The following is a 13,621-nucleotide window of genomic DNA, read 5'->3' on the forward strand; positions in this document are numbered from 1 at the left end:
ACCGTCAAGGCGTGGCTGCAGGCACGATGCAATCGTCCTGCGCTTCGTCGTATTCCAACTGCGTGGCCACCCACTGGCGCGTGCCGTCGCCATAACGCCGCCCGATGGCGCCCAGACTGGCGCGCAGCGCGCACGCGGGCGGCCCCTCGGGAACCGCCGCTGGCACGGCCACGTCCTGCGGGAGCACCACGCGCAGAGTCAGTCCGCTGCGCAACCGCACCGGCTGCCCCGGGGCCTGCGGGTTCACCGCCACTGCCTGGGAGCGGTAGCTGCGCGACCAGGCGTCCGCCGCGAACGCCAGGGCGACGTCGTCCGCACCATCGGCCACGGGCAGTTCGATGCGTTCGTGGCGCCAGAAAAGCGCCGCGTTGGCGGCCAGGGTCCACACCTGCGCCAGCCCCAGGCCAAACCGGTCACTGCGGTGCGCCACCGGCCAGGACCGCAGACCCCATGCATCAGCCACGGCGCGGGCCTGGGACGTACCCCCCAGTGCCTCCACGAGGGCCAGCGATACGGGCAGCGAGGCCGAGACCCCGGTGGTGGTCACCACGGGCCCATCGGCCAGGTAGCGCAGCCCCGGCACATACATGGCGCCCGCGTGGCGGCGCAACAGGGTGCTGCGGTCGTACCAGTGGCCGGTGATGCGCCGGCCCTCCAGCAGACCGGCCTGCCCCACCACAAGGGCGCCCGAGCACACGGCCACCACCACCGCGCCCTGGGCCGCCTGGCGCTGCAGCCAGGCCCGCACGGATGGGTCGTCGTCGCGGTGCATGGCGGGCACCACCACGATGTCGGCCCCGGCGGGATAGGCCGAGTCAAAAGACGCGAAGTCGCGCACGCCCTCGACCTCCAGCGCCGGCATCAGCGCCACCGGACCGGGCTGCGGCGCCACGGCCTCCACCACGCCCACCTGGGCCTGGCGCAGCACGGCGTACGGCACGAGGAAATCGGTGGTCTCGGTGCCCTCGTTCAGGGCCAGCACGGCGATCACCGATGGGGCACTGGCCGCGCGCAGGGGCAGCACCAGTGGGGAAGCCACCGTCCCGGTGGGGGCAGCATCCGCCACCACCCCGCCCTCAGCGGCGCCCGGGCTGGCCCAGGCCCACCAGGCCAAAGGCACCAGCCACCACCCTCGCCGCATCCAACGCCACAATACCGCCACGTTTCGCCCCCACTGTTGCCGTTGTCCAAAGCTTAGGGTCCGCCGCCATGCCACGCCAGGCCAAATCCGCCGCACATCCTGCCAATTCCCACGCCGACCCACCGCCGTCGCCAGGCGCGGTGCGGGAGGTGGTGCTGCTGGCGTTTGATGGGGTGGAGGCGATCGACGTCGCATCGCCCGCCAGCGCGTTCAGCAAGGCGGCGCTGCACGTGCCCGGTGCCTACCGCGTGCGCATCGCATCGCCGCGTGGGGGCACCGTGGCCACCAGCGCTGGCTTCGCCCTGGCCGACACGCTGCCGCTGCACGCGGTCCAGGGCCCCATCGATACCCTGGTGGTGGCCGGCGGCGAAGAAGACGCGCTGCGCCGCGCTATCTTTGACGACGGCGCGGGCCGCTGGCTGGCCGAAACCGCGCCACACGCACGCCGGGTGGCCAGCGTCTGCACCGGGGCCTTCGTGCTGGCTGCCGCCGGGCTGCTGGAGCAGCGCGATGCCACCACGCATGCCAATGCCTGCGACCTGCTGGCCCAGCTGTGCCCCGGCACCCGCGTGCAACGCGACCGGATCTATGTGCGCGATGGCGCGCTGTGGACCTCCGCGGGCGTGACCACCGGGCTGGACCTGGCCCTGGCGCTCATCGAGGACGACCTGGGCCGCGCCACGGCCATGCAGATCGCGCGCGACCTCGCGGTCTTCCTGCTGCGCCCCGGCAGCGCGCCGCAGCACAGCCCGGCACTGCAGGCCCAGGCCGATGCCTCGGCTCGCATGCGCGAGCTGATGGCCTGGGTCCAGGGACACCTGACGCACGACCTGTCGGTGGACGCGCTGGCGCAGCGAACCCACATGAGCCCCCGCAACTTCGCGCGCGCCTTTGCCGCGCAGGCCCGCTGCACCCCCGCGCGTTTCGTGGCGCAGGCGCGGGCGCAGCAGGCCGCCACCCTGCTGCGCCAGACCGACTGGCCACAGGACAAGGTGGCGCAGCGCAGCGGCTTCGGCTCGGTGGACGCCATGGCCCGCGCCGTGCGCCAGCACCTGGGGCAGGGTCTGGCGCAGTTGCGCGCAGCGCGTTGAGGCGTCTGCCACTACCATGCAGGCTTTCCAGCGACAGCGCTGAAACGTCACCACGATCCACCGTCCATGTCCCGCATCACGATCTACCACAACCCCCGCTGCGGCACCTCGCGCAACACCCTGGCGCTGCTGCGCGAGCGCGGCTTCGAGCCCGAGGTCATCGAGTACCTGCACACGCCGCCCAGCCGCGAGACCCTGCTGGCGCTGGTGGCCGCCACCGGCCAGCCCGTGCTCCACCTCGTGCGCGCCAAGGAGGCCCTGTTCACCGAACTGGGCCTGGACGCGCCGGGCGTGACCGACACGCAGCTCATCGACGCCATGCTGGCGCACCCCATCCTCCTCAACCGCCCCATCGTCGTGACCCCGCTGGGCACGCGCCTGTGCCGCCCCGCCGAACAGGTGCTGGACCTGCTGCCCGCCCTGGGCACCTGACCCCGCCCGCGTGGCGCGCGGCCAGGGCGTGGCGTCACCCGCGCGGCACCACGAAATCCCTGCGCGCCTGCAACGCGGCATCACGCGCGTGGCAGCCTTCGAGGTGGTCGTTCACCAGCCCCATGGCCTGCATGAAGGCATACACCGTGGTCGGCCCGACGAAGCTCCAGCCGCGCTTTTTCAGGTCCTTGGACAAGGTCACGGATGCGGGCGAGGTGGACAGCGCGCGCGCCGCCTCGCGCGTGAGGCGCGCCGGCCGGTCCTGCGGCGCCGGCTCGTGGCGCCACACGTAGTGCGCCAGCGAGCCGAACTCGGCGCGCAGCTCCAGCAGGCGCCGGGCGTTGTTGATCGTCGACTCGATCTTGCCCCGGTGGCGTACGATGGCGGCGTCCTGCACCAGGCGGTCCACGTCGCGCCCATCGAAGGCGGCGACCTGCTCGGCGTCGAAGCCGGCGAATGCCGCGCGGAAGCCCTCGCGCTTGTTCAGGATGGTGAGCCAGCTCAGGCCCGACTGGAAGCCCTCCAGGCAGAGCTTCTCGAACAGCCGCCGGTCGTCCGCCACCGGGAAGCCCCATTCGTGGTCGTGGTAGTGGCGGTACAGCGGCGTGGCCTGGCACCAGAAGCAGCGCGGGCACCCCGCTTCATCGGCAAACAGGCCCTCGGGCAGGTCAGGGGTCGGGGCGGTCATGGCCGCATTCTAGGAATGCCTGGCGCCCGTCGGCCACCCGGGTGGGGCCTGCCCCTAAACTGCCCCCATGCGTCCGCCTTACCCCTTCCTGCGCACCCTGGCCATGGCGGTGGCGAGCCTGGCCCTGACCGGCTGTGCCAGTACCGCTGGCGACATCGGCTACTACTGGCAGTCGGTGCGCGGCCACGTGCGGCTCATGCGGGCGGCCGAGCCCATCGACCAGTGGATCGCGCGCGACGACATCCCGCCCGCGCTGCGCGAGCGCCTGCGGCTGGCGCAGCGGGCCCGCGCCTTCGCCGTCACCGAACTCGGCCTGCCCGACAACGCCAGCTACCGCCGCTACGCCGACCTGCGGCGACCGGCCGCCGTGTGGAACGTGGTGGCCGCGCCGCCCGATGCGCTGCGCCTGCACACCTGGTGCTTTCCGCTCACCGGCTGCATCGGCTACCGGGGCTATTTCCAGGAGGCCGACGCGCAGGCCGAAGGCGAGCGGCTGGCAGCGCAGGGCCTGGAGGTGGAGGTGTACGGCGTGCCCGCCTATTCCACGCTGGGCTACCTGGACTGGATGGGCGGCGACCCGCTGCTCTCGACCTTCATCGCCTGGCCCGAGGGCGAATTCGTGCGCCTGCTGTTCCATGAGCTGGCGCACCAGGTGGTGTACGCGCGGGACGACACGCTGTTCAACGAATCCTTCGCCACCGCCGTCGAACGCCTGGGCAGCGCGCGCTGGCTGGCCACCCAGGCCACGCCCGAGGCGCGACAGGCCTTCACCGCGAGCGAGGAGCGGCGCAGCGGCTTTCGCGCCCTGACCCGCGCCACGCGCGCGCGCCTGGCGACCATTTATGATCAAAAAGAGGCTAAAGGCCTTGATAGCAAAGCGCTGCTAGCTATGAAAACAGAAGCAATGCAGGACTTCCGCGCGGCCTACGCCGCATTGCGCGCGGGCTGGCGGGCCACGCCCGCGCAACTGGCGGGCTATGACCGCTGGGTGGAGCGCGCCAACAACGCCAGCTTCGCCGCCCAGGCCGCCTACGACGAATGGGTGCCCGCGTTCGAGGCATTGCACGCGCAGGCCGGCGGCGACTGGCAACGGTTCTATGATGCCGTCAGGGCATTGGCGGCGCTGCCGCAGCCCGAGCGCCACGAACGCCTGCGCGCGCTGCTGCCCCGTCCGGCCGCCCCCTGAGGAAATCGCCATGTCTGTCATCCATATCCACCGCCACCACCACCTGGGCCTCGAAGAAGCCCGCAAGATCGCCTTCATGTGGGCCGAGAAAGCCGAAGAGAAGTTCGACATGGCGTGCGCCTACGAGGAAGGCGACGCCGAAGACACCGTGTATTTCAACCGCTCGGGCATCAAGGGCACGCTGCGCGTGCACGGCCACGAATTCGAGTTCCGCGCCGAACTGGGCTTCCTGGTGAGCGCCTTCAAGAGCCGCATCGAGGCCGAAATCAGCCAAGAGATCGACGCGCTGCTGCAGCCGGCGAAGCCCGGCAAGAAGAAAAAGGCGCCCAAGGCCTGACGCCATGAAAAAAGCCCTCCGGGGGAGGGCTTGTTCCAGGGGCGCGCGAAGCACCCTGCGGGGCCGATCAGCCGCCCTTCTTGGTGCGCTTGCCGGGGTTCTTCTTGCTGCGGGTGTGCGAACCACGCTCCAGGCTGACGCGCTGGCCGCGGCCGCCCGTGGGCAGGCTCACGCCGGGCAGCGGCTTGGGCTGGGGGGTGAATTTACGGTCGGCTTCGGTAACGATCTTGTTGCCCATGGCGAGGTCTCTGTCAAAAGGTGGAAAAACCCATATTAGGCCATAGAGCCTGCTCAAAGTCTTTTCCTGGTGCCCGCAAGGCAGCAAAAAACTGCAATCTAGGCGCGTACCGCAGGCCATGCTGGCGGCCTGGGCAAGGTGCGCAACGACGAGTGCGGTTTTTTGCTGCCTTGCCCGAAGGGTTGCCCCGAAAAGGCAGCGTCTGCGGCGTTGCCCATCCTTGCCGCACACCAGTGCGGCTTGCGGTGTGCGCCTTGCATCCACTGCCTTTGCGGGACAACGGGCACCAGGAAAAGACTTTGAACAGGCTCTAGCGCGAACCGCAGGCCGAAATGGCCCTCGCCGCGCCCCGGACGCCGGCTCAGCTCAGCGACTGGATCAGGTCGATGTACTGCTGCTTGGCGTCGTCCTGCGCCGTGCCCTTGAGGTTGTTCCAGGCGTCCCATTTCGCGCGGCCCACCATGTCGGAGAAGCCGGGCTTCTTCTCGGCGTTGTCGCCCGCCGTGCCCTGCTTGTAGAGCGCGTAGATCTTGAGCAGCGTGCCGTTGTCGGGGCGCTCGCTGAGGTTCTTGGACTGGGCGACGGCGGCTTCGAAAGCGGCATTGAGATCGGCCATGGCGGGATGCTCCTGGGTTGGGGGGTGGGGAAAAAACGGGGATGCCATCCCCTCGGTGCGTTGTATCTTACGGTCACACTCCGGCCACAATGGCGGCAATTCGTAGACGCCCGCCTCCAATCACACCGACCAGGAACCCTCGCACCCATGGTGACCCGCATCTCCTCCCGCGCCGCGGCGCCTGCCTCCGTCCCCAGCCCCGCCCTCCCGAGCGCCAGCGCCGCCGCCCGCGAGGCGGCCCTGGCCGTGCAGAAGAACGTGCGCCGCGCCGCCACCGGCATGCTCGGCCTGTCGGGCGAGCGCATGAGCAAGGTGGACACCGCCTGGCTGCGCATGGATTCGCCCAGCAACCTGATGATGATCAACGGCGTGTGGACGGTCTCGCCCGGCATCACGCTGGCCGCGCTGCGCGAGCGCGTGCAGGAGCGCCTGCTGCAGTACCCGCGCTTTCGCCAGCGCGTGGTCGAGGACGCGGCCGGGGCCACCTGGGTCGATGACCAGCGCTTCGACATCGCCGCCCATGTGGAGAGCGCCCGGTTGCCGCGCCGCAAGGGCCAGAGCCAGCAGGCGGCGCTGCAGCAGTTCGTGGGCGACCTGGCCACGCAGCCACTCGACCCCAAGCGCCCGCTGTGGCACTTCTACCTGGTGGAGGACTTCACTGGCGACGACGGCCTCCCCGGCAGCGCGCTGGTGGTGCGGCTGCACCACTGCATCGCCGACGGCATCGCGCTGATCTCGGTGACCATGTCCATCGTCGACGGCGGCACCGAGCCGCCGAAGCGCCGCAAGAAGGCCCCGGCCAGCGCCGAGGACTGGATCGCCGACGCCCTCATCAAGCCCTTCACCGGCATGACCGTGAAGGCGCTGGACATGGTGGGCGAGAGCGCCGCCAAATCGCTGCACCTGCTGCTCGACCCCGAGAAGGCCGTGCAGCATGGCCTGGCGGGTTCGGTGGACGCGGCGCGCCTGGGCTACCAGCTCGTCAGCGACGCGGCCGCGCTGGCGCTCATGCCCGACGACTCGCCCACCGCGCTCAAGGGCGAGCCCGGCACGCACAAGCGCGTGGCCTGGTGCCCGCCGCTGCCGCTGGACGAGGTCAAGGCCATCGGCAAGGCCCTCAACTGCTCGGTCAACGACGTGCTGCTGTCCTGCGTGGCCGGCGCCATCGGCGGCTACCTGCGCCAGCACGGCGAGGACACTGCGGGCAAGGAGATCCGCGCCATGATCCCGGTGAACCTGCGCCCCATGGAGGAGGCCTGGAAGCTCGGCAACCACTTCGGCCTGGTGCCGCTGGTGCTGCCCATCGGCATCACCAACCCGGTCGAGCGCGTGTACGAGGTGCGCAGCCGCATGGCCGCCCTCAAGGGCAGCACGCAGCCGCTGCTGGCGTTTGGACTGCTGGCCGTGGCCGGCCTGCTCATCAAGCCGGCGCAGGACGCGCTGCTCAACCTCTTCAGCCGCAAGACCACGGCCGTGATGACCAACGTGCCGGGCCCGCGCGAGCCCATCCACCTGTGCGGATCGCGCGTGACGCAGTGCATGTTCTGGGTGCCGCAATCGGGCAACGTGGGGCTGGGCGTGTCCATCCTGAGCTACGGCGGCGGCGTGCAGTTCGGCGTCATCACCGACACCCAGCTGTGCCCCGAGCCGCAGCAGATCATCGACGCCTTCGCGCCCGAGTTCGCCGCGCTGTCCACGCTCACGCTGATGCTGCCGTGGGGCGAGGCGGCCTAGCCCTGGCCTGCGCGCTCGGGCTGCTGTGCGCGGGCGCCCGGGCCGAGGTGCAGGAGGAGCACGAGCACGCTCCCTACCCCGTGCACGCCCGCGCCGACCAGACGCTGCGCGAGGCGCTGAACGCGGCCACGCCCATCACCTCGGACGGCAAGCGCTTCCACGGCTACACGCAGTGGAACGTGCGCTGGAACTTCTGGTGGCAGCAGGATGGCGCGGGCCGCTGCCGCATCACGCGCGTGGCCACACGGCTGCACACCCGCATCCAGATGCCCGAGCTGCGCACCGGGACGGCCACGCAGGAGGCGCAGTTCCAGCGCTACCACCGCGCGCTGTACCAGCATGAGCAAGGCCATGTGCGGTTCGGCCGCCAGGCCGCGCAGGCCATCGACCAGGGCATCGCCACCCTGCCGGAAGCGAGCGACTGCCCCACGCTGGAACGCCAGGCCAACGCCCTGGGCCAGCGCCTGCTGGCCGAGCAGGTGGCGCGCGAAAAGGCCTATGACCGCGACACCGGCCATGGCGCCACGCAGGGCGCGAAGCTCGATTGATGCTATTGTTTTAATAGCTACTGGCGCTTACTCATCAAGCGCAAAGAGCCAAAAACATCAAGAACCCAGTCCATCCACCGCCTGGAACAGGGCCTGCCGGGCCTGCGCGATGACCTGGCCCTTCCAGGCATCGGTGTCGGTGTAGAAGGCCGCCCGCATCTGGGCCCGGATCGCTTCGGCAAGCGCGGGCGCGGCCTCGGGGTGGAGCCGCAGCCACTGCTCCGCGCGCAAGGCCTGCAGCACCTCCCACACCGGCAGGGTGCCGTATTCCAGCGCGATGCCGGTGGTTTCGGCCTGCGGGCATTCGCCGTCGATGGCGCTCCACATCTGCCCGGTCAGGAAGGCCGAGGACGAACTGCCGTCGTGCAACGAGGTGACCGGCGTGGCGCCACCGCCGCCCCACCAGCGGCGCGCGCGCGCCAAGGCCGCCGCATCGTCGCCGCCCGCGTGGATGCGCTCGCCATGGCCGCTGGGGCCCAGGCCGGTGTGCAGGTCGATCCAGGCGATGCGCGCGGCCTGCCGGCCCTGCTCGCGCAGCACCTGGCGCAGCGCCAGGTGGCTCCAGGTGGGCGCCGTACCGCCAAAGTACAGCCCCTGCGGAAATTCATGCTGCCCGCGCGTGATGGCGGCTTGCAACGCCGCCTCGCCCCGGGTGGCGACAAAATGATTCACCGCCGCCTGGTTCGCGGCATCGGGCGGCCAGGTCTCGGGAATGAGCAGGTGCGCGATCTCCCGGTAGGCCTCGTTGACCGGCAAGGGGCGGGAGAAATCGGGAAAGTTGCGGTTCAGGTCCACGTTCTCGTGCGTGGCGCGGCGCAGGTGCGAGAAACCGTAGGGGTTGAGCGCGTGCAGGTAGAGCACGGCCACGCCCTGCGCGCGCGCATGGTCGCGCCATGCCGGGTCGTGCAGCGCGAACACCTGCACGCCGCTGCCGCAGAAGCCCTCCACGCCATGGCAGCCGCTGCTGACGATGAGCAGCCGCTCGGCGTTCTGCGGGCCGTCGCGCGCCACGTCCAGCGCCAGGGTCTCGCCCTCGCACCCGGGCAGCGGGTGCACATGCGATTGCAGCGCCAGGCCCGCCGTGGCCGCCGCCTCCAGGAACTGCACGCGGGCGCGCGCATAGCTCCCGGCGAAGGCCTGCGCGACGCCGATCATGCGCCGGCGCGGGCCTGGCCCAGCCAGTCCTGGGCCAGGCGCACCCAGTAGGTGGCCCCCAGGGGAATGAGGTCGTCGTTGAAGTCGTAGCTCGGGTTGTGCAGCGTGCAGGGGCCGCCGCCATGGCCCAGGGCGCGGTGGTCGCCGTCGCCGTTGGCGATGAAGCAGTAGGCGCCGGGCTTGGCCTGCAGCATGTAGGCGAAGTCCTCGGCGCCCATGGTGGGCTCCTGCTCCAGCACCTGTCCCTCGCCCACGATGGAGGCCATGACGCGCCGCGCGAACGCGGCCTCGGCGGGCGCGTTCACCGTGGGCGGGTAGTTGCGCACGAACTCGAACTCGCAGGTGGCGCCATGCGCGGCGCAGAGGTGCTCGGCGATCTGGCGCATGCGCTGCTCGATCAGGTCCAGCACCTCCAGCGTGAAGGTGCGCACCGTGCCCTGCAGCTCGCAGCTGTCGGGCACCACGTTGGTGGCCTCTCCGGCATGGATCATCGTGACCGAGATCACGCCCGCGTCCACGGGCTTCTTGTTGCGGCTGATGATGGTCTGGAAAGCCAGCACCATCTGGCAGGCGATGGGCACCGGGTCGATGCCGGTGTGGGGCAGCGCGGCGTGGCCGCCCTTGCCCCGGATGGTGATCTTGAACTCGTTGCTCGACGCCATCACCGGCCCCGGGCTCACCGCGAAGCTGCCCACGGGCATGCCCGGCCAGTTGTGCATGCCGAACACCGCCTCCATGGGGAAGCGCTCGAACAGGCCGTCCTCGATCATCACGCGCGCGCCGCCGCCGCCCTCCTCGGCCGGCTGGAAGATCAGGTACACCGTGCCGTCGAAGTCGCGGTGCCGCGCCAGGTGCTGCGCCGCCGCCAGCAGCATGGCGGTGTGGCCGTCGTGGCCGCAGGCGTGCATCTTGCCCGCGTGCTGGCTGGCATGGGCGAAGGTGTTGAACTCCTGCATGGGCAGCGCGTCCATGTCGGCGCGCAGGCCCAGGGCGCGGCCGCAGGCCCCGCCGTCGCGCCCGTGCACGATGCCCACCACGCCGGTCTGGCCCAGGCCCCGGTGGACGGGAATGCCCCATTCGGTGAGCTTGCCGGCCACCAGCTCGGCGGTGCGCACCTCCTCGAAGCACAGCTCGGGATGGGCATGGATGTCGCGGCGCAGGGCGGCGATCGAAGCCGCGTGGGCGGCAATGGAATCGATGACTTTCATGGCGCAGGTTTCCTCAATCGCCACAGTCTAGCCCGGGCATTGCGCGGACGTGCTCCGGGGGTTTTCATTACCATCGCCGCATGACCTCCGCGCACACCCTGCCCCCCGCCATTCCCGCGCTCTCCACCCGCCAGGTGCGCGGCGCCTGCCCGCACGACTGCCCCGACACCTGCGCCCTGCTCACCACCGTGGAAAACGGCGTGGCCACGCGCGTGCAGGGCAACCCGGCGCACGCGCAGACCGGCGGCGTGCTCTGCGCCAAGGTGTCCAAATACCCCGAGCGCACCTACCACGCCGAACGCATCCTCACGCCGCTCAAGCGCAGCGGCCCCAAGGGCAGCGGGCAGTTCACGCCCGTCACCTGGGACGAGGCGCTCACCGACATCGCCGCGCGCCTGGGCAGCATCGCCGCGCGCGACCCGCAGGCCATCCAGCCCTACAGCTACGCCGGCACCATGGGCCTGGTGCAGGGCGAGAGCATGGACCGGCGCTTCTTCCACCGCCTGGGCGCCTCCTTCCTGGACCGCACCATCTGCGCCACGGCCGGCGGCGAGGGCCTGGTGCACACGCTGGGCGGCAAGGTGGGCATGAAGGTGGAGTTCTTTGCCGAGTCCAAACTGATCCTCATCTGGGGCAGCAACTCGATCGGCAGCAACCTGCATTTCTGGCGCATCGCCCAGCAGGCCAAGCGCGATGGCGCCAAGCTGGTGTGCATCGACCCGCGCAAGAGCGAAACCGCAGAGAAATGCCATGAGCACATCCAGCTCCTGCCCGGCACCGACGCGGCGCTGGCGCTGGCGCTGATGCACGAGCTCATCACGCACGACTGGCTCGACCACGACTACATCGCACGCCACACCGTGGGCTGGGAAAAGCTGCGCGAACGCGCTCTGCAATGGCCGCCCGAGCGCGCGGCGCAGGTGTGCGGCATTCCGGTGGAACAGATCCGCCAGCTCGCGCGCGCTTACGGCACCACCCGGCCCGCCGCCATCCGCCTGAACTACGGCATGCAGCGCGTGCACGGCGGCGCCAACGCGGTGCGCGCCGTGGCCTGCCTGCCCGCGCTCACGGGCGCCTGGCGCCACCGCGCGGGTGGCGTGCTGCTGTCCAGCTCGGGCAGCTTCCCGGTGGACCGCGCCGCGCTGCAGCGCCCGGATTTGCTCGCTGGCCGCAGCCCACGCACCATCAACATGGTGACCATTGGCGATGACCTGTTGCGCGAGGCCTCGCCCGCCTTCGGCCCGAAGATCGAGGCGCTGGTGGTTTACAACAGCAACCCCGTGGCCGTGGCGCCCGACTCCAGCAAGGTGGTGCAGGGCTTCGCGCGCGAGGACCTGTTCACCGTGGTGCTGGAGCACTTCCAGACCGACACCGCCGACTACGCCGATTACATCCTGCCCGCCACCACGCAGCTGGAGCACTGGGACGTGCACCTGGCCTACGGCCACACCGACGTGCTGCTGAACCAGCCGGCCATTGCGCCGCTGGGCCAGGCGCGCAGCAACACGCAAATCTTTCGCGAGCTGGCCGTGCGCATGGGCTTCACCGAGCCCTGCTTCGCGGACAGCGACGAGCAGCTCTGCCGCCAGGCCTATGGCGCCAAGGTGGACTTCAACCAACTGCTGGAACAGGGCTTCGCGCCGCTGGGCGGGCCGGACGCGCCGTTCGCCGAAGGGGGCTTTCCCACACCTTCAGGGAAGTGCGAGTTCTTCAGCGAGCGCCTCGCGGCGCAGGGCCTGGACGGCCTGCCCGACCATGTGCCCAACCACGAAGCGGCGGGCAGCTCCGCGCAGTACCCGCTGGCCATGATCTCGCCGCCGGCGCGCAACTTCCTCAACTCGACCTTCGTCAACGTGAAGAGCCTGCGCGACATCGAGGGCCGGCCGCTGCTGGAGATCCACCCGCGGGACGCAGCCGCGCGCGGCATTGCCGAGGGCAGCGTGGTGCGCGTGTTCAATGGCCGCGGCAGCTACCGCTGCCACGCCCATGTGAGCGAGCGCGCGCGGCCCGGCGTGGTCAACGGTCTGGGCATCTGGTGGCGCAAGCTGGGCCTGGACGGCCACAACGTGAACCAGCTCACCAGCCAGGCGCTGACCGACCTGGGGCGCGGGCCGACGTTCTACGACTGCCTGGTGGAAGTGGTAGCCGACTGAGAACTATCAAAACGATAGCATTCAGCGCTTTACCCGCTTGCCTTGGAGCCGTTTTTGATTCAAAACGGCGCCGTGCCGGCTATTCCTGGCTTTCGGCCAGCACCACCACGGTCTGATCGATGGCGCCGCACAGGCTCTGGCCGCCCGGCCCCTTCATCTCGATGCGCACGGTGTCACCGGCCTGCAGATAGCCGGTGGCGGGCTGGCCATCTTGCAGGGCCTCCAGACAGCGCTTCTCGGCGATGCTGGCGTAACCCTTGGTGCCGTCCGGATGGCCCACGGGGCCGCTGCCGACGATGCTGCCAGCGCGCAGCGCGCGTGTCTGGCAGGCCTGGGCGATGAGCTGGCCGAAATCGAAATCCATGCCCTCGGCGGCGTCGCACAGCCCGACCTTGCGGCCGTTCCAGGCGGTCTGCAGCGTCAGGTGCACGCGGCCCTGGCCCCAGGCGTCGCCCAGTTCGTCGAGCGTCACGGCCACGGGGCTGAAGGCGGTGGCCGGGCGGCTTTGCAGCGGGGCCTGGCCGCGCTCGCGCTCCATCGCTTCGAGGCTGCGCAGGGCCACGGTGTTGGCCAGCATCACGAGGCGGATGCCGTCGAGCGCCTGCGCGGGCGTGCTGCCGCGCGGCACGTCGCCCGTGACCACGGCCAGGCCCGCGCCAAAATCGATGCCCAGGGCCTCGCTCACCGCCACGATGTCGTCGTGCGGGCCGAGCGCGGCGTCGCCCGTGGCCTGGCGCAGCAGGGGCGCGCGGCGCAGGGCCTCGGGCGGTTCGGCCCCGGCCAGCCGGCACTCCAGCGCCGCATGGTGCGGGTAGGCCCGGCCCTCGATGCACTGGCAGGCGCGCGGCAGCGGCGCCATGCACTGCCGGGGATCGAAGGGAAAGGCATGGCGCGCGCGGCCGGCGTTGAGGCTGTCGTACAGGTGCTGCAACTGCGGCGCGAGAAAGCCCCAGTCGTCCAGCACCTGCTGCAGGCGGTGGGCGATGCCGGTGGCGTAGTGGGCCGTGCCCAGGTCGCGCGAAACAACCACGAGTTGGCCGTCGCGGGAGCCGTCCTTGAGGGTGGCGAATTTCATGGCGGGGTGCGCGTTGGGG

General features: G+C 70.6%; 14 protein-coding genes. 7 read left to right on the top strand and 7 right to left on the bottom strand.

Annotation, left to right across the window (positions count from 1 at the left end; genetic code table 11):
* Positions 1-4: 4 nt before the first annotated feature.
* On the bottom strand, positions 5-1,039 hold the full coding sequence (locus tag D8S75_RS04275; RefSeq protein ID WP_157982588.1) for a DJ-1/PfpI family protein: 1,035 nt from the start codon (positions 1,037-1,039) through the stop codon (positions 5-7).
* A gap of 170 nt (positions 1,040-1,209) precedes the next feature.
* Between D8S75_RS04275 and D8S75_RS04280 the strand changes: the two genes are divergently transcribed.
* Both D8S75_RS04280 and arsC read left to right on the top strand, forming a co-directional pair.
* Positions 1,210-2,232: a GlxA family transcriptional regulator gene (locus D8S75_RS04280; protein WP_119964698.1), complete on the top strand. Its 1,023-nt coding sequence runs from the start codon at positions 1,210-1,212 to the stop codon at positions 2,230-2,232.
* Between the two features lie 66 nt (positions 2,233-2,298).
* Positions 2,299-2,664: an arsenate reductase (glutaredoxin) gene (gene arsC / locus D8S75_RS04285; protein ID WP_119964699.1), complete on the top strand. Its 366-nt coding sequence runs from the start codon at positions 2,299-2,301 to the stop codon at positions 2,662-2,664.
* Positions 2,665-2,698: 34 nt separating this feature from the next.
* Here the strand turns inward: arsC and D8S75_RS04290 are convergent, their stop codons facing one another.
* Positions 2,699-3,352 carry a DNA-3-methyladenine glycosylase I gene (locus tag D8S75_RS04290; protein WP_119964700.1) on the bottom strand — a complete coding sequence of 218 codons (654 nt, stop codon included), beginning with the start codon at positions 3,350-3,352 and terminating at the stop codon, positions 2,699-2,701.
* A gap of 67 nt (positions 3,353-3,419) precedes the next feature.
* Between D8S75_RS04290 and D8S75_RS04295 the strand changes: the two genes are divergently transcribed.
* Positions 3,420-4,538: an aminopeptidase gene (locus D8S75_RS04295; RefSeq protein ID WP_119964701.1), complete on the top strand. Its 1,119-nt coding sequence runs from the start codon at positions 3,420-3,422 to the stop codon at positions 4,536-4,538.
* A gap of 10 nt (positions 4,539-4,548) precedes the next feature.
* Positions 4,549-4,875 (top strand): polyhydroxyalkanoic acid system family protein, encoded by a 327-nt coding sequence (locus tag D8S75_RS04300; RefSeq protein ID WP_119964702.1) that lies wholly within the window; start codon positions 4,549-4,551, stop codon positions 4,873-4,875.
* 67 nt (positions 4,876-4,942) lie between these two features.
* Here the strand turns inward: D8S75_RS04300 and D8S75_RS17585 are convergent, their stop codons facing one another.
* Both D8S75_RS17585 and D8S75_RS04305 read right to left on the bottom strand, forming a co-directional pair.
* On the bottom strand, positions 4,943-5,113 hold the full coding sequence (locus tag D8S75_RS17585; RefSeq protein ID WP_198673141.1) for a hypothetical protein: 171 nt from the start codon (positions 5,111-5,113) through the stop codon (positions 4,943-4,945).
* A gap of 361 nt (positions 5,114-5,474) precedes the next feature.
* On the bottom strand, positions 5,475-5,729 hold the full coding sequence (locus D8S75_RS04305; protein ID WP_119964703.1) for an acyl-CoA-binding protein: 255 nt from the start codon (positions 5,727-5,729) through the stop codon (positions 5,475-5,477).
* Between the two features lie 303 nt (positions 5,730-6,032).
* Here D8S75_RS04305 and D8S75_RS04310 point away from each other — a divergent pair, with 303 nt between their 5' ends.
* Both D8S75_RS04310 and D8S75_RS04315 read left to right on the top strand, forming a co-directional pair.
* Positions 6,033-7,463 (top strand): wax ester/triacylglycerol synthase family O-acyltransferase, encoded by a 1,431-nt coding sequence (locus D8S75_RS04310; RefSeq protein WP_370807333.1) that lies wholly within the window; start codon positions 6,033-6,035, stop codon positions 7,461-7,463.
* Positions 7,445-8,011, top strand: a complete 567-nt coding sequence (locus D8S75_RS04315) for a DUF922 domain-containing Zn-dependent protease (protein ID WP_119964705.1) — start codon at positions 7,445-7,447, stop codon at positions 8,009-8,011. The genes D8S75_RS04310 and D8S75_RS04315 overlap by 19 nt, the downstream gene beginning before the upstream one ends.
* Before the next feature lie 57 nt (positions 8,012-8,068).
* Here D8S75_RS04315 and D8S75_RS04320 read toward each other — a convergent pair whose 3' ends face one another.
* A complete protein-coding gene (locus D8S75_RS04320; RefSeq protein WP_119964706.1) occupies positions 8,069-9,166 on the bottom strand; it encodes a M14 family metallopeptidase in 1,098 nt (365 codons plus the stop codon).
* Positions 9,163-10,374, bottom strand: a complete 1,212-nt coding sequence (locus tag D8S75_RS04325; RefSeq protein ID WP_119964707.1) for a M20 aminoacylase family protein — start codon at positions 10,372-10,374, stop codon at positions 9,163-9,165. Before D8S75_RS04325 ends, D8S75_RS04320 begins: the two co-directional genes overlap by 4 nt.
* An 80-nt stretch (positions 10,375-10,454) precedes the next feature.
* On the opposite strand from D8S75_RS04325, the gene D8S75_RS04330 reads away from it, so the two are divergent.
* Positions 10,455-12,527 (top strand): molybdopterin-containing oxidoreductase family protein, encoded by a 2,073-nt coding sequence (locus tag D8S75_RS04330; RefSeq protein WP_119964708.1) that lies wholly within the window; start codon positions 10,455-10,457, stop codon positions 12,525-12,527.
* Between the two features lie 79 nt (positions 12,528-12,606).
* Here D8S75_RS04330 and D8S75_RS04335 read toward each other — a convergent pair whose 3' ends face one another.
* Positions 12,607-13,602, bottom strand: coding sequence for a fumarylacetoacetate hydrolase family protein (locus D8S75_RS04335; RefSeq protein ID WP_119964709.1), 996 nt, complete (start codon positions 13,600-13,602; stop codon positions 12,607-12,609).
* Between the last annotated feature and the right edge of the window lie 19 nt (positions 13,603-13,621).

This window comes from Simplicispira lacusdiani, from assembly GCF_003604195.1.
Classification (GTDB): Bacteria; Pseudomonadota; Gammaproteobacteria; order Burkholderiales; family Burkholderiaceae_C; genus Simplicispira; species Simplicispira lacusdiani.

Coding starts and splice junctions, on each gene's coding strand:
- D8S75_RS04280 (WP_119964698.1), top strand. CDS start 1,210: ATGCCACGCCAGGCCAAATCCGCCGCACATCCTGCCAATTCCCACGCC.
- arsC (WP_119964699.1), top strand. CDS start 2,299: ATGTCCCGCATCACGATCTACCACAACCCCCGCTGCGGCACCTCGCGC.
- D8S75_RS04290 (WP_119964700.1), bottom strand. CDS start 3,352: ATGACCGCCCCGACCCCTGACCTGCCCGAGGGCCTGTTTGCCGATGAA.
- D8S75_RS04295 (WP_119964701.1), top strand. CDS start 3,420: ATGCGTCCGCCTTACCCCTTCCTGCGCACCCTGGCCATGGCGGTGGCG.
- D8S75_RS04300 (WP_119964702.1), top strand. CDS start 4,549: ATGTCTGTCATCCATATCCACCGCCACCACCACCTGGGCCTCGAAGAA.
- D8S75_RS17585 (WP_198673141.1), bottom strand. CDS start 5,113: ATGGGCAACAAGATCGTTACCGAAGCCGACCGTAAATTCACCCCCCAG.
- D8S75_RS04305 (WP_119964703.1), bottom strand. CDS start 5,729: ATGGCCGATCTCAATGCCGCTTTCGAAGCCGCCGTCGCCCAGTCCAAG.
- D8S75_RS04310 (WP_370807333.1), top strand. CDS start 6,033: ATGAGCAAGGTGGACACCGCCTGGCTGCGCATGGATTCGCCCAGCAAC.
- D8S75_RS04320 (WP_119964706.1), bottom strand. CDS start 9,166: ATGATCGGCGTCGCGCAGGCCTTCGCCGGGAGCTATGCGCGCGCCCGC.
- D8S75_RS04325 (WP_119964707.1), bottom strand. CDS start 10,374: ATGAAAGTCATCGATTCCATTGCCGCCCACGCGGCTTCGATCGCCGCC.
- D8S75_RS04330 (WP_119964708.1), top strand. CDS start 10,455: ATGACCTCCGCGCACACCCTGCCCCCCGCCATTCCCGCGCTCTCCACC.
- D8S75_RS04335 (WP_119964709.1), bottom strand. CDS start 13,602: ATGAAATTCGCCACCCTCAAGGACGGCTCCCGCGACGGCCAACTCGTG.